Genomic DNA, 19,054 nt, shown 5'->3' with positions numbered 1-19,054 from the left:
CTCCCCGGACGTTCAGGCGGGGACGGAGACCCCCACGCCGCCGCGGGTGTCGGCCCCGTAGCGGGCGATCTCCCGGTCGAGGTCCAGCGGGGCGGTCATCGGGGCACCATCGGTGAGCTCCGGCGTGATCAGCGCGGCCGGGACCAGCCAGGAGACCTCGAACTCCAGACCGTCGGGGTCCTGGGCGTAGAGGGCCTTGGTCGTCACGTGGTCCGAGGCCCCGATCAGGGCGCCGGCTCGCAGCAGCGCGTCGCGGACGCGGGCCAGCTCGGCGAGCGTGTCGACCTCCCAGGCCAGGTGGTAGAGGCCGACGGTGCGCCGGCCGGCCCCGGAGGCGCCGGCCGCGGCGCCCACCTGGAACAGGCCCAGGTCGTGGTCGTTGGTCGACCCCTCGGCCTGCAGGAACACCGCGGTGCCGGGGATCTCGGTGGTGACCCGGAACCCGAGCACGTCGCGGTAGAAGGCGAGGCTGCGGTCGACGTCCCGGACGTAGAGGACGGCGTGGTTGAGGCGCTGGACGGGCACGGGGCCTCCTCGGTGGTGGGGACGACGGCCCCAGTGTGCGCGCAGTTGCTTGAGATTTCAAGTATCTGGCCAGGGTCGTCCACCGGACCACCCGGGTGCGGGCGGGGATGCTGGTCCCGGACGCCGCCGACCCGTCGACGGGGACGCCGCGGGTCGTCGCCCGATGACAGCCGAGGGAGCACCGCGGCGAGCGCCGGCGAGCGGGGAGCGGACCGAGGCGCGGAGGCGGACCGACGCACGTCGCGTGAGCTGGGAGGCACAGCGGTGACCGATGCCGTCGACGTCGCCGTCCCGGCGCCGCTGCGCTTCCTGCTGCCGGGGCGGGACCGGCACCGCGGCGTCCGGCGGATGCGTTTCGATCCCGATGCCACGGTCGCCCACCTGGTGCAGGCGGCCGGCGTGCCCCTGACCGAGGTGGGCGGGGTGCGGGTTGGTGGCGAACCCGTGCCGCTGTCGGCGCGCACCCGCCCCGGCACCGTGCTGGAGGTCGACCCGGTCCCCCGCCCCCAACCGGTGCCGCCCGGGGGCTTCCTGCTCGACGTCGGGCTGGGCACGCTGGCCCGCCGGCTGCGGCTGCTGGGCCTGGAGGCCGCCTGGTCCAACGACGCCCAGGACGCCGACCTCGCAGCCCGGGCCGCCGCCGAGGAGCGGGTGCTGCTCACCCAGGACCGCGGCCTGCTCATGCGACGGGGCGTGCGCGGGGCGCTGGTGCGGGGCAGCCGGCCGGACGACCAGCTGGCCGACGTCCTCGACCGGTTCGCCCCGTCCCTCGACCCGCTGACCCGGTGCACCGCCTGCGGCGCCCGCCTCGAGCCGGTGCCGAAGGCCGACGTCGCCGACCGGTTGCCGCCGGGCACCCGGCGGACCTTCGACGACTTCTCCCGCTGCCCGGCGTGCGGCCGGGTCTACTGGCACGGCGCGCACGCCCGGCGGATCGGGGAGCTCGTCGGGCGCGCCGCCCGGCAGGTCGGCGACTGAGCGCGGCCTGGGCGCGTGCCCGGCCCCTCAGTGGGCGCTCGCGGCGTCCTGGGGATACAGCCGGCCCAGGCCCGTCTCCAGGTCCTCGAGGTTCATGCAGGGCACGAACGTCACCTGCGCCTTCCCGTCGAGGAACAACGGCTCCGCGATGACCACGATCTGCGAGGTGTCGGCCATGTCGAACACGAGGAGACAGCTGCGCTGCCCGTTCTCGGTCACGAAGTAGGCGGCCTCCGGATCGAGCTGCTCGACCAGCCGGTGGGTGAACTCGAGGAGTCGTCCCTCGCGCGCCGCCTCGTTGCCGGCAGCGGTGTCGATGACGGCCTTCAGCATCATGCGCATGACCGCCTCCGGGCGGTGCGGGGTGGGACGTGACACCCAGCTTCGACCGGCCGGTCGACGGGTGCCCAGAGCCGTTCGGCACTCCAACCCACAACCGACCGGGCTCCGGAGGTCCACCGGTCGCCCACACCCCCGCCGGCCCGGCCGACGGGTCGGCCCCGGGGGGCCAGGGCTTGGCCCAGGTGTGACAGCCGCGGCGGGCAGCCCAGGAGTGACCACCCAGCCACTCCTGCTCCCGCTCCTGCGAGGCCGCCGTGTACCTGTCGAAGACCGAGGCCGCCGTCCTGCCCACCACGCTGGTCGGCACGCCGAGACGACCTCCCCAGGTCAGCGGCCGGCGCCGCATCTGGCCGCTGCTCGGGCCGGCGTTCGTGGCGGCGGTCGCCTACGTGGACCCGGGCAACTTCGCGACCAACTTCTCCGGCGGCGCCGCCTTCGGCTACACGCTGCTGTGGGTGATCGTCGCGGCCAACCTCATGGCGATGCTCATCCAGTCGCTGACCGCGAAGCTGGGCCTGGCCACCGGCCGCGACCTGGCCACCAACTGCCGCGAACAGCTGCCCAAGCCGGTCACCCGGGGGCTGTGGCTGCAGGCCGAGGCGGTCGCGATCGCCACCGACCTGGCCGAGATCGTCGGCGGCGCGGTCGCGCTGTACCTGCTGTTCGGCGTCCCGCTGCCGATCGGCGGGCTGATCACCGCCGTCGTCGCCTTCGTGCTGCTGGCCGCGCAGTCCCGCGGGCACCGGCCCTTCGAGCGGGTGATCACCGGCCTGCTGCTGGTGATCGGGCTGGGCTTCGGCTACACGCTGGTCGGCTCGGGCGTCGACGTGGGCGGGCTGGCCGGCGGCCTGGTGCCCTCCTTCGCCGGCCCGGACAGCCTGGTGCTGGCCGCCGGCATCCTCGGCGCGACGGTGATGCCGCACGTCATCTACGTGCACTCCGCGCTCACCCCGGGCCGCTACGGCGACGTCGTCACCGCCGGGCGCACGGCCGAGGGACGGCGCCGGCTGCTGCGCGCCCAACGACTCGACGTGCTGCTGGCCATGGGCCTGGCCGGGCTGGTCAACGCGGCGATGCTGGTCATCGCGGCGCAGCTGTTCACCGGCGGGGACGACGCCGGCTCGCTGGAGAGCGTGCACGCCGGGCTCGGCGACCAGCTCGGCGCCGGGGCCTCGCTGGCCTTCGCGCTGGCGCTGCTGGCCTCGGGCTTCGCCTCCTCGTCGGTCGGCACGCACGCCGGCCAGGTGGTCATGGCCGGGTTCCTGCGCCGGCACATCCCGGTGCTGGCCCGCCGGCTGATCACCCTGGCCCCGGCGCTGCTGGTGCTGCTGCTCGGCGGCGACCCGACGACCGCGCTGGTCTGGTCCCAGGTGGTGCTCTCGTTCGGCATCCCGTTCGCGCTGGTGCCGCTGCTGTGGCTGACCAGCCGGCGGGACCTGATGGGCGGCTGGGTGAACCGTCGGGTCACCACGGTCACCGGTGCGGTCGTCGCGGCCCTGATCATCGGCCTGAACGCCCACCTGCTGCTCGGCTTCGTCCTCTGAGCGTGGACCCCGCTGCCGCCCACGGCCCCTGCAGGGTCCCGCCGCGAGCCTGCGAGTGGCGTGGAGGGCGGGGTCCTTCCTTCAGGCGGGTTCGGGCACGCCGCCCGGGTCCCCGCCGGGGTCGTCGGGTGTGGGCTCGATCGGCGGGGGTGGGAGGGGCTCCGGCGCGTCGGGGAGGAGCTCCCCCGGATCGTCGGGCACCGGCTCACTGGGATCGATGCTCGGGTCCGGCTCGGGGATAGGGGCGACCACGGGGTCAGTCAAGCAGCGTCCTGGAAGCGCCGCCGGGTTCCACGTGGAACCGCGGCGGTCAGGCTCCCCGCCAGGAGGCGTCGAAGAAGCCGACCTCCAGCCGCATCGCCCGCCGGTACGCCGTCCGGACGGCGGGGGTGTCCTCGGCGTGCTGGTCGAGCAGCCGCTCCAGGCCTGCGGCGAGCTCCTCGAAGCCCGGGTCGGCGTAGGTGGTGACCCACTCGGCGTAGTCCCCGGCGCGGTCGGCCGACAGCGACCGGCCCAGGTGCGCGTAGAGCCGCATGCACGGGGTCATCGCCGCACAGGTGGCGTCGACCCCGCCGAGGGACGCCGTCGCCAGCAGGAAGTCGGTGTAGGCGGTGGTCGCCGGCAGCGGCTCGACGCCGGCGAGGTCGATCCCCCACCGGGCGGCGTAGCCGGTGTGCAGGCGCAGCTCCTCGCGGACGCCGGCCAGCAGGTCGGCGAACGCGTCGAGGGTGGCCCGGTCGGGGCTGCGCGCGACCCCGAGGGCGTAGGCGCGGGCGAAGGACTCGAGGAAGAAGGCGTCCTGGGCGACGTAGCCGGCGAAGCGCTCCCGCGGCAGCGTGCCGTCGCCGATGCCCGCGACGAACGGGTGCGCCCGCGCCTCGGCGGCCAGGTCGGCGTTGGCTGCCCAGAGGTCGGCGGAGAGCGTCACGCTGCTGCCTCCATCGCTGCGCCTCATCGCGCCGCGTCCTGCGCCGCCCCCGATCGCGCCGCGTCCTGCGCCGCCCCCGATCGCGCCGCGTCCTGCGCCGCCCCCGATCGCGCCGCGTCCTGCGCCGCCCCCGATCGCGCCGCGTCCTGCGCCATCGCCCAGAAGGCGGTCTCCGCGGCGACCACCGCGGTGAACACCGCGTCGGCGCCGGACGCGGGGACGCCGTCCGCCGCCGACTCCAGCCCGGCGACGTAGTCCGCGAAGCCCGGCTGCGTCCAGTGCTCGACGAAGCCGCGGAACTCCGGCGCGCCGGGCCGCGCGTGCGACCAGGCGTCCAGGTAGGTGCGCTCGATCGTCCACAGCGCGGTCAGCGCCGTCCCGACGTCGGCGGCGTCGAGCCGCTCGAGCAGCCGCGCGTAGGCGGCGGTGGCGGGCAGAGCGGGTGTGCCGAGGTCCAGCCCGCGGACGGCGGCCTGCTCCTCGAACCAGGCCAGCTCGTCGACCAGCGCGACCAGCCCGCCGGCGAGGACGGCCTGCGCCGGCCGGGGCACGCGGGCCAGCAGCCGGGCCTGGAAGCGCAGCAGGTCGGCGACGAAGCGGGCGTCCTGCACCAGCCAGGTGTCGAAGGCGGCGACCGGGACCGTCCCGTCGCGCACGGCGTCGAGGAAGGGGTGACGGGTGGCTCCCCGCCAGGCGTCGGGATGGCGGGACAGGAGGTCGGCGACCGGCACGGCGGCGACCGTACGCGTCGGGGTTACTGTGGGCATCGCCATGTGCGGGAGCTCGGGCGGACCGGGCTGAGAGGGCGACTCGACGCGTCGCCGACCGCTGGAACCTGACCGGGTAATGCCGGCGTAGGGAGCGGCCATGAGCACGTCGGACGACGTCCGTACCAGCGCGCCCACCGGGGACGCGCCCCTCACCCTCGACCAGGCCCCCGTGGCCGCCCTCGGCCTGCGCGAGGCCTTCGGCCTGTGGGCCAACCTCGGCGTCAGCCTGCTGCTGCCGGTCGCCGCGGTCTTCGTCGTCCTCCCGGGCCGGCCGCTGTCGACGACGATCGGCGCGATCGTCGTCGGCGCCGCGATCGGCGCCGTCCTCCTCGGGCTGGCCGCCGCGGCCGGCGCGCGGGAGCGGGTGCCGACGATGGTGCTGCTGCGCGGGCTGCTCGGCCGCCGCGCCTCCGCGCTGCCCACCGCGCTGAACCTCGTGCAGTGCGTCGGCTGGGCGACCTTCGAGATCGTGATCATCGCCGAGGCCGCCTCCCGGGTGCTCGACGCGCCGCGCTGGCCGTTCGTGCTCCTCGCCGGCGTGCTGGCCACCGCGATGGCGCTGCGCCCGCTCGGGGTGGCCCGCCTGCTGGCCCGCTACGCCGTCTGGGCCGCGCTGGCCGCGGTCGTCTACCTCTTCGTCGAGGTGCTCGCCGAACCCCTGCCGCCGCTGGCCGACGGCGCGGCGACCTCCTTCTGGACGGCGGCCGACATCGTGATCGCCCTGCCGATCTCCTGGTTCCCGCTGGTCGCCGACTACACCCGGCACGTGCGCAGCGGCCGGGCGGCGTTCACCGGGGCCTCGCTCGGCTACGGGCTGGCCACCGTCGCGATGTTCACCCTCGGCGTCCTCGCGCTGGCCGCCTACGGCAGCTCCGGGCTCGACGTCATCGACGCCCTGCTCGCCGTCCCGCTGGGCGCGGTCGCGGTGCTCGTGCTGGTCGCCGTGGAACTCGACGAGGCCTTCGCCAACGTCTACTCCACCGCGGTGTCGAGCCAGAACCTCGTCGCCCGCGCCGACCGCCGGCTGCTCGCCCTGGCCGTCGGCGCCGTCGCGACCCTGCTGGCGCTGACCTTCGACATCGCCGCCTACGAGCCGTTCCTCTTCCTCATCGGCGCAGTGTTCGTCCCGCTGGTCGGCGTCTTCGCCGTCGCCTACTACTCGACCCCGCGCGGCGCCTGGGACACCTCCGACACCGCCCCGGCCCGGCCGCTGCTCCTGCTGCCGTGGCTGGCCGGCTTCCTCGCCTACCAGCTCACGCTGCCGACGTACTTCTCCGGCCCGGGTGCGGGCTGGACGGCGTGGTGGACCGCTCGCCAGGCCGACCTCGGCATCGACCCGGCCAACGGCTGGTCGGCGTCGCTGGTGGGCCTGGGCGTCGCGGTGCTGCTCACCGCCCTGGTGTGCCTGCCCGGGTGGCTGCGCGGGCGGAGCGTGCCGGCGTGAGCGACGTCGCGGTCGCCGGCGGAGGGCTCATCGGGCTGGCCACGGCCTGGCAGGCGGCCCGCCGCGGGCTCTCGGTCACCGTCGTCGACGACTCCCCCGGCACCGGCGCGTCGGCCGCCGCGGCCGGGATGCTCGCCCCGGTCACCGAGGCCGGCTACCGCGAGGAGGCGCTGCTGCGGCTGGGTCTGGCCTCGGTCGAGCGGTGGCCCGCCTTCGCCGCGGACGTCGAGCGGGCCAGCGGCCTGCCGGTCGGGCTGCGCACCGCGGGCACGCTCGTCGTCGGCTTCGACGAGGACGACGTCCGCGAGCTCGCCGCGCTGCACGCCTTCCAGCGGGAGCTGGGCCTGGACGCCGAGCGGCTCCTCCCGCGGGAGGTCCGCCGTCGCGAGCCGTCGCTCACCCCGCGGGTGCGCGGCGGGCTGCTCGTCGCCGGCGACCACTCCGTCGACGGCCGCGCCCTGCACGCCGCGCTGCTGGTCGCCGCCCAGGACGCCGGGGTGCGCCTGGTCCGCGACCGGGTCACCGAGCTGCGCGTCGTCGGCGGCCGGGCGGCGGGCCTGGAGACGGCGGACGGCGGTCCGGTGGCGGCCGGCACTGTCGTCCTCGCGCTGGGCGCGCACAGCGGCCGCCTGCCCGGGGCCCCGCCGCTGCCCGTGCGCCCGGTCAAGGGCCAGATCCTGCGGCTGGCCGGCGCGACCGACCTGCTCGAGGGCACGGTGCGCGCGCTGGTCCGCGGCCGGCACGTCTACCTGGTGCCCTACGCGGGCGACCGGCTGATCGTCGGCGCGACGACCGAGGACCGCGGGTTCGACCCGACCGTCACCGCCGGCGGGGTGCACGACCTGCTGCACGACGCGATCGACGTCGTCCCCGGGATCAGCGAGCTGGAGCTGGTCGAGACGCTGGCCCGCTGGCGACCCGGCACGCCCGACAACGCCCCGCTCCTGGGTCCCGGCCCGCTGCCGGGCCTGGTGCTGGCCACCGGGCACCACCGCAACGGCGTGCTGCTCACCCCGGTCACCGCCGAGGTGACCGCCGAGCTGCTGGTCACCGGCAGGCTGCCCGAGCTCGCCGCCCCCTTCACCGCCGACCGCTTCGGGAGGTAGTCGTCATGCAGGTCACCGTCAACGGCGCGGACACCGAGCTCGCCGCGGACACCACCGTCGCCGACCTGGTCGCCGCGCGCAGCGGCGGGCACGACCGGGTCGCGGTGGCGCTCAACGGGGACGTCGTCCCCCGGAGCAGCTGGCCGGGGACGCGCATCTCCCCCGGCGACACCCTCGAGGTCCTCGCCCCGACCGCAGGAGGCTGATCGTGTCCACTCCCACCCGGAGCCCCGCCCTCGTGACCACCCAGGACCTCACCACCGACGTGGCCCCGGCCCTCGCCCGCGAGGAGGCCGCCGACCCGTTCGTGATCGCCGGCGAGACGTTCACCTCCCGGCTGCTGCTCGGCACCGGCGGCGTGCCCGACCTGGAGACCCTCGAAGCGGCGGTGCGGGCCTCGGGCACCCAGCTGGTCACCGTGGCGCTGCGCCGGGTGGAGGCGTCGTCCAGCGCGTCGATGCTCGAGGTGCTCGACCGCTGCGGCGTGCGGCTACTGCCCAACACCGCCGGCTGCCGCACCGCCCGCGAGGCCGTGCTCACCGCGCGGCTGGCCCGGGAGGCGTTCGGCACGTCCTGGGTGAAGCTCGAGGTGATCGGTGACGAGCACACGCTGCTGCCCGACGCCGTCGAGCTGCTCGACGCCGCCGAGCAGCTGGTCGCCGACGGCTTCACCGTGCTCGCCTACACCACCGACGACCCCATCCTCGGCCGACGGCTGGCCGATGCCGGGTGCGCCGCCGTCATGCCGCTGGGCTCGCCGATCGGCAGCGGGCTGGGCATCCGCAACCCCCACAACATCGCGCTGCTGCGGGAGGGCGTCGACGTCCCGGTGGTGCTGGACGCCGGCATCGGCACCGCCTCGGACGCCGCGCTGGCGATGGAGCTCGGCTGCGACGCGGTGCTGCTGGCCTCCGCGGTGACCCGCGCCCGCGACCCCGAGAGGATGGCGCTGGCCATGCGGCAGGCGGTCGAGGGCGGCCGGCTGGCGAAGCTCGCTGGGCGGATCCCGCGCCGCTGGCACGCCGCGGCGTCCACCTCCTTCGAGGGCCTACCCGAGTTGTGAGCGGGCTCCCGGGCTCGACGGACCGCACCGCACGCCTGCCGCGGCTGCTCGTCGTCACCGACCGGACGCAGGCCGCCGGGCCCCTGGCCGACGTGCTGGCCGGCGCCGTCGCCGCCGGGGCCCGGGCAGTCCTCCTGCGCGACCGCGACCTGCCGGACGACGAGCGCGCCACCCTCGCTTCCGACCTCCGCGCCCTGCTCGACCCGGTGGGTGGGCTGCTGGTCACCGCGGGGGCCGTCGACGGACCCGACCACCCGGCGGTCCACCTCGCCGCGGCCGAGCCGTTCCCCGACCCGCGCCCGGCGCTGGTCGGCCGCTCCTGCCACTCCGCCGCCGAGCTGGCGCAGGCACGCGCCGAGGGCTGCGACTGGGCCTTCCTCTCGCCCGTGTTCCCCACCGCGTCCAAGCCCGGCTACGGCCCGGCCCTCGGCGTCGAGGGGTTCGCCCGCCTGCGGCCCCTGGGCCCGCCGGCCTACGCGCTCGGCGGCGTGCTGCCCGAGCACGTGCCGGACCTGCTCGCCGCCGGCGCGCACGGGATCGCGGTGATGGGGCCGGTGATGCGCGACCCGGAGATCGTGCGGGCGTACCTCACGGCCCTGGTGTGACCCTCTTCGTGCCGGCCACTCGTCCGTGCGGCCGCCGCGGCCCGGCGCCGTCGTACGCCGGTGCGGGCCCCGACCGTCCCGGCGTCCGGCCCGCCTCTCCCTCTGCGGGACCTCAGCCGCTGCCCACAGTGCGGGGCAGGGGGTGAGGTCCCAGAGGAGCGTGTCCCGGCTCCGCCCCTCCGGGCCGGCCGGGTGACGAAGGCCCCGAGGACACACCGCCTGCGGTGGCCGGGCTGTGACGCCTGTCTCACGATGTTTGAGACCGCCCGAGCAAACCCATACGCAGGTGTTCGACTCGCTCGCGAGCCGACGGTCGGTCACGCCCGCCGGGGCGAGGGCCAGGGTTCGCCTCCGGGCGCGACGAGCACGTGAGGGGACCACGGCGTGACAGGCGAGACGGCCGGGCAGCTCTGGCCGTCCGCACGACCGCCCCGAGCCCCCGACCGCTTCGCCTGGGACCTCGAGAGCATCGCCGAGCTGCCCGTCGTCCGCGCCGAGGTGCGGGCGCACCTGAACGGCCCGCAGCAGGCCGACCTGCGCGACCGGCTGGTCCTGGCCCTCGACGAGATGGCCTCCAACGCGCTGCGGCACGGCGGCGGCCGGGTCCGCGCCACGGTGCGCCCACTGGCCGACGCCTGGCTGATCGAGGTCCGCGACGGCGCGCCGGACACCCCGCCCACCCCCGCCGTCAACCGCGACCCCAGCGAGGGCGGCCTCGGGCTCTACCTCATCGCCGAGCTGGCCACCGAGCACGGCTGGTACGTCACCGCCGACGGCAAGCACGTCTGGGCCGTGCTCGCGCCCTGAAGGAGGACCCCGCTGTCCCCCACCGCTCGCGAGCTCGCGGCGGGACCCTGCAGAGGGGCCGTGCGGGGGATGCCAACAGCCGCGGAGCCCTCCGGATCGCGCCGGGGTGTGCTGACCGGTAGGACAGGGAGCGGACGCAGGTCCCGGGCGTCCGTCCCGTTCCCCACGACGCGAGCGAGGAACCCGACGTGACCGCCCCGACCCTCGACACCGACCCGTGGCTGGTCCGCGAGCCGCGCGTGGACCCCGGCACCCTCGCCGTCGCCGAGTCGGTCTTCAGCCTCTCCAACGGCTTCGTCGGGATCCGGGGGACGCTCGACGAGGTCGAGCCCTTCGGCATGCGGGGCACCTACCTGTCCGGGGTCCACGAGACGCACCCGCTGTCCTATCCCGAGGGCGGCTACGGGCAGCCCGAGGAGGGGCAGGCGATGCTCACCGTCGCCGACGGCACGCCGCTGCGCCTGCTGGTCGACGGTGTCCCGCTGGACGTGCGCGAGGTCCCGCCGCAGATCCACGAACGCACGCTCGACCTGCGCGCCGGGACGCTCGACCGCCACGTGCGCTGGACGTCGCCGTCGGGCGCGTCGGTGGAGGTGACCTCGCGGCGGCTCGTCTCCCTGGCGGAGCGTTCGGTGTGCGCGGTGCGGTACGAGGTCCGCGTCCTGGACGCGCCCGCCCACGTGGTCGTCCGGTCCGAACTGGCCGCCGGCGAGGTGACGCCTTCAGGCGTGGACAACGACGACCCGCGGGTCGCACCGGCCCTGGACGAGGCCTTCGAGCCGCGCGCCCAGATCGGCAACGCGAACGGTGGCGCCCTCGTGGAACGGACCCGCCGGTCGGGGATCACGGTCGCGGCCGCGGTCGGGCACGAGGTCGACGGCGGCCGGGTGGACACCCACGTCGACGAGCAGCACGTCGTCACCACGGTCGCCGCCGACCTCTCCCCCGGGGAGGACGTCACGGTCGTCAAGGTCGTCGGGTACGGCTGGTCGCACGACGCCGGGTCCGACTCCGTCGTCGGTCAGGCGTCGGCCGCCGTGAGCTCCGCCCTCGACCTCGGGTGGGAGGGCCTGGTCGCCGGTCAGCGTGCCGCACTCGACGAGCTGTGGGCGACGGCGGACGTCGAGGTCGACGGCGACGCCGAGCTGCAGCAGGCACTGCGCTACACCGTCTTCCAGCTGTTCTGCTCCGCCGCCTGCATCTCCGGCGCCCCCGTCGGCGCCAAGGGCCTGACCGGCATCGGGTACAGCGGCCACACCTTCTGGGACGTCGAGGGGTTCGTCCTGCCCGCCCTGACCCTGCTGCGCCCGGACGCGGCCGCACGTCTGCTGCGGTGGCGCTCCGCCACGCTCGACCTCGCCCGGCAGCGGGCCGCGACGCTGGGCCTGGACGGCGCGTGCTTCGCGTGGCGCACCATCAGCGGGCGCGAGGTCTCGGCGTACTGGCCCGCGAGCACGGCGGCGATGCACGTCAACGCCGACGTCTCCCGCGCCTTCTGGCTCTACGGGAACGTGACGGGCCGGGACCTCGACTCCGTCGACGGTCTGGCGGTGCTCGTCGAGACGGCGCGGTCGTGGATGTCGGTGGGCCACGAGGACGCGGCCGGCAGCTGGCACCTGTACGGCATGACCGGGCCGGACGAGTACACCGGCGTCGTCGACGACAACGTCTTCACGAACCTCATGGCCCGGCGCAACCTCCGGTGGGCCGCCGACGCCTGCGAGAGGGCGCCGGAGCGCGCGTCGGAGCTGGGCGTGGACCACGCCGAGACCGCGACCTGGCGGTCCACGGCGGATGCCGTGCACGTCCCGTGGGACGAGGGCCTGCGCGTGCACCCGATGAACGACAACTTCACCACCTACCGGGAGTGGCCGTTCGAGGACGAGCGGAACTCCTACCCGGTCCAGGAGCACCACCACTACGCCGAGTTCTACCGGCGGCAGGTGCTCAAGCAGGCCGACCTCGTCCAGGCGCTGTGGTGGTGCCGCGACGACTTCACGGCCGAGGAGGTGGCGCGCGACCTCGACTACTACGAGGCGCGCACCGTCCGGGACTCCTCGCTCTCGGCCGCCGTCCAGGCGGTCGTCTGCGCCCAGGCGCAGCACCCCGACCTCGCCCTGCGCTACCTGCGGGAGGCTGCCCTCGTGGACCTGCGCGACGTCCACAGCGGAACGGCGCAGGGGCTGCACATGGCCTCGGTGGGAGGGGCGTGGCTGGCGTTCGTCGCCGGACTGGGTGGCCTGCGGGAGGACCACGAGGACCTCGAGATCGCGCCTCTGCTGCCGTCCTCGCTCTCGCGCACCGTCTACCACGTCACCTGGCGCAGCAGGCTGCTCCGGGTCGAGACGACGCGGGAGGGCACCACCGTCACGCTGGTGCGCGGCGCGGAGCCGGTGACCGTCGTCGTGGACGGCGCCCGTCTGTCGGTCACCGCCGCCACCCCCGTCCAGGTGCCGCTCCGTGCCCCCACGCCGCTGCTCGAGGAGCCGAAGCAGCCGGTCGGTCGCGAACCACGCACGTGAGGACGTGCCCACGCCTCCACCCGCCCGCGGCCGGCTGCCACGGCTCCGAGCGGAGCCCCGGATCGCTGTCCTCGACCTCCCGAGCCGGCCTCGATGAGGTGGTGTGCGCCTGCGGTGCGTTCCGGAGCCGGGACGCGCCGCCCGCGCACAGCACCGACGGCCCGGGGTGTCCGCCGGCCCTGGTTCAGCCCTGCGGGTGCAGCCGGATGGCGACGAGCGCGATGTCGTCCTGCAGCCGCTCGGGGCGCACCCGCTCGATGACCGCGTCGCAGAGCTGCTCCAGCGGCTGGTCGCCGAGGTCGGCCAGCGCGGCGCGCAGCCGGCCGATGCCCTCGTCCAGCGGCAGGTCGCGGCCCTCCACCAGCCCGTCGGTGTAGAGCAGCAGGGTCGTCCCCCGTCGCACGGTCAGCACGCTCTCGGTCCGCCGTGTGGTGGGGTCGACGCCCAGCATCAGGTCCGGCCGCTCGGCCGCGAGCGCCTCCACCCGGCCGTCGGTGTGCAGCACCAGCGGTGGCGGGTGCCCGGCGTTCGACCAGCGCAGCGTGGTCAGCCCGGTGTCCCGCTGCTCGGGGCTCTGCTCGACCCGAGCCACCGCCGCGGTCGCCATCGTGCGCATGCCCAGCCCCTGCACGGCGGCGTCGAGGTCGCTGAGCACCTGCGCGGGGCCGACGCCGTCGCGGTAGGCGATGCCGCGCAGCAACCCGCGCAGCTGCCCCATCGCCGCGGCGGCCTCGGTGTCGTGGCCGACGACGTCACCGATCACCAGCATCGTCGTCCCGGAGGGCTGGACGAACGCGTCGTACCAGTCGCCGCCGACCTGGGCGACCTCCACCGCCGGCCGGTAGCGGACGACGATCTCCGCCGAGTCCGGCGTCGGCGGGGCGCTGAGCAGGCTGCGCTGCAGGCCCTCGGCGAGCCGGCGCTGCTGCTCGTAGAGGCGGGCGTTGTCCAGTGCCAGCGCGACGCGAACCGCGACCTCCTGGGCGGTGGCGACGTCGTCCTCGTCCGCCGCGGGCCGGCCGGCGGAGCGGTAGATGCTCAGCGCGCCGAGGGTTCGCCCACGGGCGGCCAGCGGCATCGTCACCGCCGTCCGCGGGTCGAGGGTCCAGAAGACGTCGCTGACCGGGCCCGGGGGGAGCGTGCGCCCGACGGCGGCGCCGACGTCGGCGACCCTCATCGTCCGGCCCGAGGCGAGCGCGCGCAGGACCGGTGCGTCCGGCGGGATGGCGGCCAGGCGCAGCTCGGCATAGCGCGCGACGGCGCCGCGCAGCGTGGGGTCCACGTGCCAGCTGCCGACGTCGCGCATCCGGCCGTCCTCACCGGCGAGGGTGACGATGACCCAGTCCCCCAGCACGGGGACGATGGCCTCGGCCAGCCGCTGCAGCGCGACGTCCTCCCCCGCGCCGGAGCCCAGCGTCTCGCCGGTGACCGCGCCGGCCTCGGCGATCAGGGTCAGCCGGGCGGCGCTGGCGCGGGCCCGTTCCTCGGCGGCCCGGCGCTCGGTCACGTCGAGGAAGTAGACCGACAGCCCGTCGGGGCCCGGCCACGCCCGGACCTCGTACCAGGCGTCCAACGGGGCCGGGTAGTAGGCCTCGAAGACCCGCTCGCGCCCGGTGGCCGCCGCCCCGCGGTAGTGCACCTCGAAGTCGCTGCCCACGGCCGCGGGGAACAGCTCCCAGATGTCACCGCCGAGCAGGTCGCCGCGCGAGCGTTGCAGCACCCGCTCGGCCTCGCCGTTGACGTAGGTGAACCGCCAGTCCCGGTCGAGGGCGAAGAACGCGGCGTTCATCGACTCGAGCACCCGCGACACCCGGGCGTCCGCGTGGCGGTGCTCGGTCGTGTCGTACCCCGCTCCCAGCAGGCGGACGGAGGTCCCGCTCTCGTCGGCCAGCGCCCGGCCCCGGCCCTGCACCCAGCGCGTCTCGCCGCCGGGCAGGACGACCCGGAACTCGGCGTCGTACTCCCCGTGGGTGTCGATGGCGTGCTGCAGCGCCTCGAGGGTGCGGGGCGCGTCGTCGGGGTGCAGACGCTCGACGAAGGCGTCGATCGTCCCGGGCCAGCTGGCGCGGTCGTAGCCGAAGATCTCCAGCATCCGGTCGTCCCACTCCAGCCGGTGCGTCACCAGGTCCCACTCGAAGCTGCCGATCCCGGCCGCGTCGATGGCCAGGTCGAAGCGCAGGCGGGCGGCCGCGGCCTCCGGGTCGGGGTCCCCGGTCTCCGCCGGCGTCCGATCCAGGTTCACGGTCGACTCACTCGCATCCTCGGGTGGCAGGCACGGACGTCAGCACTCCGTCCGGGTTGCCCGGTCGGTGCACCGGGACGCGCAATGCTCCCTTTGTCTCACGCCGGGTGCCACCGCGGCCACCTCTTGTGCCCGACGTGACACCTGCGACGCGCCGGTCCCGCCCTCGGCGCGGGGGGAGGCAGGCCCGGCGTGTCGGCCGGCGGAGCCCGGGGCCACCGCCGCTCCCGCGCCGTCCCCCCGTGGCGGACGACGTGGTGACGCCGCCGGCACGGGTGCGCGGCCGGAGGACACGAGAGCCGACGGCGGGCGCCCGGGCGGGGAGGGCGCCCGCCGTCGGCGGGGGAACGGCGGTGTCCGGCGGGCGCACGTCCTGCGGCGCACCGGCTCCGGGCTGCGGTCGTCTCCTGCGGTCGACTCCCGGGCCGGCTGCTGCCGGGTGCCCGCCCGCGACGGCGCCGGGCCAGGTCGGTGCCGGTCAGAGACCCGGGGGACGGGTACCGGCGCGGACCTGTCGTCCCGTCGGACGGACCGCGTCGCCGGACAGCCGTGCCGCGCTGCGGTCGCCGCCTCCCTGGAGGGTCCGCGCGCTGCGCTCGGGGGCGCAGTCGGCGGGGGGTCGAGGCGGGTACCGGTGGAGCAGCGACGTCTGGGGCGACGGGAGAGCACCGTCGGAGGGACAGCCAGGAGCGGTTGCAGGGTCGGTCGGGAGGAGCGGAGACCACCGGGCTGCGGCCGCCGGAGGGGGCGACGGCCGGTGCCGGGAGGCGGAGCGGGGGACGGCGTCCGCGGCGGGTGCCGTGGGGGTCAGCCGAATGGCTGCCCGCGGGCCGGAGGAGGTCGCGGATCGCCCCGGCTCCGGGCCGGGGCGGAGGCCCAGGCGGCTCCCGGCGGGCGGCCTCCCTGCGCGGTCCTCGGTGCGGGGGCAGGCCGCGGCGCCGGCACCTGCCGGGCGAGCGGGGCGACCACCGGGACGCGGGGGCGGGCAGCCGGCCGAGGGGCCCGGACCGGGGGTAGCGCCGCGGCGGGGGAAGGCGCCGCGGGCTGGACCGTGGGGGTGTTCGGCAGCTCGGTGAGCACCACCGGGCCGTCGGGGCGGGGGGCCGGCGCGGCCGGGCGTCCCCAGGCGAGGTACGCGCCGTCGGGGCCGGCGCCCCACAGCGCGCGCCGGCGGACCAGGCCGCGCAGCCGGGCCCGCAGGCCGGGACGCGCCGCCGGGGCGGAGGCGGTCCAGACCGGCGCGGCGGGCGGCGCCGGGGGCGGTGCCACCGGCCGGGGGCGCGCGGCCGGGACGGGGACCGGGCGGACGGCGGCCGGCCGGCGGACCGCACCGGTGCGGTGCAGCGCCGCGCGGCGGGGCCGGGGTCGGCTGCGCGCGGGCAGCGGCTCGGCCCGGTCCAGGACGTCGAGCAGGCCGGTGAGGGTCAGGTCGTCGGTCACGCGGGACGGACCCGGTGCCACTACCCGGTCGTTCGCCATGACGCCCTCCTGAGGTCGGTGCCGCGGTCGCTGCGGACAGGGAGAACGGTAGGGACGACGGCCCCGCGCGACGGCCTCCTGCGACGACTCCTGGAGGGCGCGTGACCGAAGCGTTGTGACGGTGCCCCGCGGCGGACGGTGACCCGCCGCTCCGGGCGACCGCTTGTCGACAAGATCACCGCTCCGGAGCGCGGAACGCGCTGGCCAGGACGCCGGTCACCCCGGGACACGACCCGACGCGCCCGGCGTGTCGGAGGCTCCGTACCCCTCGGTCCGTTGAGTTGCCGGGCCCTGCGGCCCTGCTGAGACTCGACCGGTGACCGACCAGGCCGCACCGCCCGCAGACCGGACCGACACGCGACTGCGCCGGGCCGTCACCGGGCCGCTGCTGTTCCTCTTCATCCTCGGCGACGTCCTCGGTGCCGGCGTCTACGCGCTGGCCGGCCGGGTGGCCGCGGAGGTGGGCGGGGCGATCTGGGTGCCGCTGCTCGTCGCGCTGCTGTTGGCCCTGCTCACCGCGGCGTCCTACGCGGAGCTGGCCACCAAGTACCCCCGCGCCGGGGGGTCGGCGGTGTACGCCGAGCGGGCCTTCCGGCAGCCGCTCGTCGCGTTCCTCGTGGGCTTCTGCATGCTCGCCGCCGGGGTGACCAGCGCGGCGGGGCTGGCGCTGGCCTTCGCCGGCGACTACCTGGGCGTCTTCCTCGACGTGCCCACCACGCCGGCCGCGTTGGTGTTCCTGTCGCTGGTGGCGCTGCTCAACGCCCGCGGCATCCGAGAGTCGCTGCGCGCCAACCTGGTGATGACGCTCGTGGAGGTGTCCGGGCTGGTGCTCGTCGTCGTCCTCGGTGCGCTCGTGCTCGGCCGCGGGGACGGCGACCCGGGCCGCACCGTGGAGTTCGCGCCCGGCGTCGTCCCGGCCTCGGCGGTGCTGGGCGCCGCGCTGCTGGCCTACTACTCCTTCGTCGGCTTCGAGACCTCGGCCAACCTCGCCGAGGAGGTGCGCGACGTACGCCGGGTCTACCCGCGGGCGCTGTTCGGCGCGCTGCTCACCGCCGGCGCAGTGTACGTGCTGGTCGGCCTGGCGGCCTCGGTGGTGCTGCCGCCGGAGGAGCTCGCCGCCTCCACCGGCCCGCTGCTGGAGGTGGTGCGCGCCGCGGACGCCGGGATCCCCGATTGGCTGTTCAGCGCCGTGGCGCTCGTCGCGGTGGCCAACGGCGCGCTGCTCACGATGATCATGGCCAGCCGGATGGCGTACGGGATGGCCGAGCAGCGGCTGCTGCCCGCCGTCCTCGGCCGCGTCCTGCCCAACCGCCGGACGCCGTGGGTGGCCATCGCCGTCACCACCGTGGTCGCGATGGTGCTGACCCTCGTGGGTGACCTGTCCAAGCTGGCCAACACCGTGGTGCTCCTGCTGCTGTTCGTGTTCCTCAGCACGAACACCGCCGTCCTGGTGCTCCGCCGCGACCGCGTGGACACCGGGCACTTCCGCGCCCCGACGGTGCTGCCGGTGCTGGGCGTCGCCTCCTGCCTGCTGCTCCTGTGGCAGCAGGAGGCGCTGGTCTGGGGCCTCGCCGCGCTGCTGCTCGCCGGCGGGGTCGTGCTCTTCGCGGTCACCCGGCTGGTCGGACGTCGCCCGAGCGCCGCCGAGGGCGCCCGGCGCGGCTGACAGGATCGGGCCCGTGGCGACCCCCCTCGTGATCGACACCGACCCCGGCATCGACGACGCCCTGGCCATCCTGCTGGCGCTGGCCAGCCCGGAGGTCGACCTGCGCCTGGTCACCACGGTGCACGGCAACGTCGAGCTGGCCCAGACCACCGACAACGCGCTGCGGGTGCTGCACCTGGCCGGACGCTCCGACGTCCCGGTGGCCGCCGGCGCCCGCGACTCGCTGGTCTACCGGCAGCCCGAGCGGGCCGGCCACGTGCACGGCGAGACCGGCCTGGGCGGCGTCCGGCTGGAGCCCTCGCCGGCCGCGCTGGACCCGCGCCCGGCGGTGGTCGCGATGGCCGAGGTGCTGCAGGCCGCGGAGGCGCCGGTGACGGTGGCCGCGATCGGCCCGTGGACGAACATCGCACTCCTGCGGGCCGTCTACCCGGAGGCCGCCGAGCGGATCGGCCGGCTGGTGCTCATGGGGGGCTCCGCCGCGCGCGGCGGCAACGCCACCGCGGCCGCGGAGTTCAACGTGTGGGCCGACCCGGAGGCCGCCCAGCGGGTGCTCGGCTCCGGCGTCCCCACCGTGCTGGTCGGCCTGGACGTCACGCTGCCCACCGTGCTGGACGCCGACGGCATCGCCCGCTTCGCCGCGGCCGGGCCGGTCGGCCGGGCCGCCGCGACGATCCTGCAGGAGTACGTCGACCACGCCCGCACCAGCTACGGCACGACCGGCGTCGTGCTGCACGACGCGCTGGCGCTGACCGAGGCGATCGTGCCCGGCACGCTGGGCACCGTGCGCCGGGACGTCGTCGTCGACACCACCCTGGGCGCCGGCCGCGGGCAGACGCTGGTCGACCGGCGCAGCGTCTCGTCGTCGCCGACCGCGGTCGAGGTGGCCGAGACGGTGGACAGCACCGCGGCGGTGGAGTTCCTGGTCAGCCGGATGGAGGCGCTGGCCCGTCGGAGGACCCCGTCCTCCCCGACCTCCGCAGGCTCGGGCCGGGACCCGGGACGGGGCCACGCGTAGCTCAGTGGCCACGCCTAG

18 protein-coding genes and 1 riboswitch are annotated in these 19,054 nt (G+C 76.2%); of the genes, 11 read left to right on the top strand and 7 right to left on the bottom strand.

Going from position 1 to position 19,054, the window contains the following annotated elements:
* Positions 1-12: 12 nt before the first annotated feature.
* Positions 13-525 carry a VOC family protein gene (locus ACU610_RS20190; protein WP_446769479.1) on the bottom strand — a complete coding sequence of 171 codons (513 nt, stop codon included), beginning with the start codon at positions 523-525 and terminating at the stop codon, positions 13-15.
* Positions 526-789: 264 nt separating this feature from the next.
* On the opposite strand from ACU610_RS20190, the gene ACU610_RS20185 reads away from it, so the two are divergent.
* Positions 790-1,503 carry a Mut7-C RNAse domain-containing protein gene (locus ACU610_RS20185; RefSeq protein WP_446769478.1) on the top strand — a complete coding sequence of 238 codons (714 nt, stop codon included), beginning with the start codon at positions 790-792 and terminating at the stop codon, positions 1,501-1,503.
* A 27-nt stretch (positions 1,504-1,530) separates the two neighbouring features.
* On the opposite strand, the gene ACU610_RS20180 is transcribed toward ACU610_RS20185, so the two are convergent.
* Positions 1,531-1,845 (bottom strand): hypothetical protein, encoded by a 315-nt coding sequence (locus ACU610_RS20180; protein WP_446769477.1) that lies wholly within the window; start codon positions 1,843-1,845, stop codon positions 1,531-1,533.
* Between the two features lie 254 nt (positions 1,846-2,099).
* Here ACU610_RS20180 and ACU610_RS20175 point away from each other — a divergent pair, with 254 nt between their 5' ends.
* Entirely contained in the window at positions 2,100-3,389 is a 1,290-nt protein-coding gene (locus tag ACU610_RS20175; RefSeq protein ID WP_446769476.1) for an Nramp family divalent metal transporter, read from the top strand.
* 81 nt (positions 3,390-3,470) lie between these two features.
* On the opposite strand, the gene ACU610_RS20170 is transcribed toward ACU610_RS20175, so the two are convergent.
* Genes ACU610_RS20170 through ACU610_RS20160 form a run of 3 tightly spaced genes read right to left on the bottom strand, consistent with a single transcriptional unit; the run spans position 3,471 to position 5,048 of the window.
* The gene (locus ACU610_RS20170) at positions 3,471-3,653 is read right to left on the bottom strand and encodes a hypothetical protein (protein WP_446769475.1); all 183 of its coding nucleotides are present in this window, start codon (positions 3,651-3,653) and stop codon (positions 3,471-3,473) included.
* 46 nt (positions 3,654-3,699) lie between these two features.
* A complete protein-coding gene (locus ACU610_RS20165; RefSeq protein ID WP_446769474.1) occupies positions 3,700-4,317 on the bottom strand; it encodes a TenA family protein in 618 nt (205 codons plus the stop codon).
* Between the two features lie 23 nt (positions 4,318-4,340).
* Positions 4,341-5,048, bottom strand: a complete 708-nt coding sequence (locus tag ACU610_RS20160; protein WP_446769473.1) for a thiaminase II/PqqC family protein — start codon at positions 5,046-5,048, stop codon at positions 4,341-4,343.
* A 34-nt stretch (positions 5,049-5,082) separates the two neighbouring features.
* A riboswitch (TPP riboswitch) is annotated at positions 5,083-5,195 on the top strand.
* Between ACU610_RS20160 and ACU610_RS20155 the strand changes: the two genes are divergently transcribed.
* The 7 genes from ACU610_RS20155 (at position 5,185) to ACU610_RS20125 (ending at position 12,634) form a co-directional block, all read left to right on the top strand.
* Entirely contained in the window at positions 5,185-6,531 is a 1,347-nt protein-coding gene (locus tag ACU610_RS20155) for a purine-cytosine permease family protein (RefSeq protein WP_446769472.1), read from the top strand. Its footprint overlaps the riboswitch before it by 11 nt.
* Complete coding sequence (gene thiO / locus ACU610_RS20150) at positions 6,528-7,637, top strand: glycine oxidase ThiO (RefSeq protein WP_446769471.1); 1,110 nt, start codon at positions 6,528-6,530, stop codon at positions 7,635-7,637. Before ACU610_RS20155 ends, thiO begins: the two co-directional genes overlap by 4 nt.
* Positions 7,638-7,642: 5 nt before the next feature.
* Positions 7,643-7,843, top strand: a complete 201-nt coding sequence (gene thiS, locus ACU610_RS20145) for a sulfur carrier protein ThiS (protein ID WP_446769470.1) — start codon at positions 7,643-7,645, stop codon at positions 7,841-7,843.
* Positions 7,844-7,845: 2 nt separating this feature from the next.
* Positions 7,846-8,700, top strand: coding sequence for a thiazole synthase (locus ACU610_RS20140; RefSeq protein WP_446769469.1), 855 nt, complete (start codon positions 7,846-7,848; stop codon positions 8,698-8,700).
* On the top strand, positions 8,697-9,305 hold the full coding sequence (locus ACU610_RS20135; protein ID WP_446769468.1) for a thiamine phosphate synthase: 609 nt from the start codon (positions 8,697-8,699) through the stop codon (positions 9,303-9,305). The genes ACU610_RS20140 and ACU610_RS20135 overlap by 4 nt, the downstream gene beginning before the upstream one ends.
* Before the next feature lie 384 nt (positions 9,306-9,689).
* Positions 9,690-10,112 (top strand): ATP-binding protein, encoded by a 423-nt coding sequence (locus ACU610_RS20130; RefSeq protein WP_446769467.1) that lies wholly within the window; start codon positions 9,690-9,692, stop codon positions 10,110-10,112.
* 188 nt (positions 10,113-10,300) lie between these two features.
* On the top strand, positions 10,301-12,634 hold the full coding sequence (locus ACU610_RS20125) for a glycoside hydrolase family 65 protein (protein ID WP_446769466.1): 2,334 nt from the start codon (positions 10,301-10,303) through the stop codon (positions 12,632-12,634).
* Positions 12,635-12,818: 184 nt separating this feature from the next.
* Here the strand turns inward: ACU610_RS20125 and ACU610_RS20120 are convergent, their stop codons facing one another.
* Positions 12,819-14,876, bottom strand: a complete 2,058-nt coding sequence (locus ACU610_RS20120) for a SpoIIE family protein phosphatase (protein WP_446769465.1) — start codon at positions 14,874-14,876, stop codon at positions 12,819-12,821.
* 807 nt (positions 14,877-15,683) lie between these two features.
* Positions 15,684-16,355 carry a hypothetical protein gene (locus ACU610_RS20115; RefSeq protein ID WP_446769464.1) on the bottom strand — a complete coding sequence of 224 codons (672 nt, stop codon included), beginning with the start codon at positions 16,353-16,355 and terminating at the stop codon, positions 15,684-15,686.
* 316 nt (positions 16,356-16,671) lie between these two features.
* Here ACU610_RS20115 and ACU610_RS20110 point away from each other — a divergent pair, with 316 nt between their 5' ends.
* Both ACU610_RS20110 and ACU610_RS20105 read left to right on the top strand, forming a co-directional pair.
* A complete protein-coding gene (locus tag ACU610_RS20110; RefSeq protein WP_446769463.1) occupies positions 16,672-18,021 on the top strand; it encodes an APC family permease in 1,350 nt (449 codons plus the stop codon).
* A gap of 13 nt (positions 18,022-18,034) precedes the next feature.
* Positions 18,035-19,036 carry a nucleoside hydrolase gene (locus ACU610_RS20105; protein ID WP_446769462.1) on the top strand — a complete coding sequence of 334 codons (1,002 nt, stop codon included), beginning with the start codon at positions 18,035-18,037 and terminating at the stop codon, positions 19,034-19,036.
* Positions 19,037-19,054: the final 18 nt, after the last annotated feature.

Source organism: Geodermatophilus sp. URMC 61 (assembly GCF_052931555.1).
Note: the sequence above shows the minus strand (reverse complement) of the source record. Positions and strands in the feature narration are given on the sequence as shown.

Excerpts from the sequence above, each read along its gene's own strand:
- ACU610_RS20180 (WP_446769477.1), bottom strand. The coding sequence starts at position 1,845 with ATGCGCATGATGCTGAAGGCCGTCATCGACACCGCTGCCGGCAACGAG.
- ACU610_RS20155 (WP_446769472.1), top strand. The coding sequence starts at position 5,185 with ATGAGCACGTCGGACGACGTCCGTACCAGCGCGCCCACCGGGGACGCG.
- thiS (WP_446769470.1), top strand. The coding sequence starts at position 7,643 with ATGCAGGTCACCGTCAACGGCGCGGACACCGAGCTCGCCGCGGACACC.
- ACU610_RS20115 (WP_446769464.1), bottom strand. The coding sequence starts at position 16,355 with ATGGCGAACGACCGGGTAGTGGCACCGGGTCCGTCCCGCGTGACCGAC.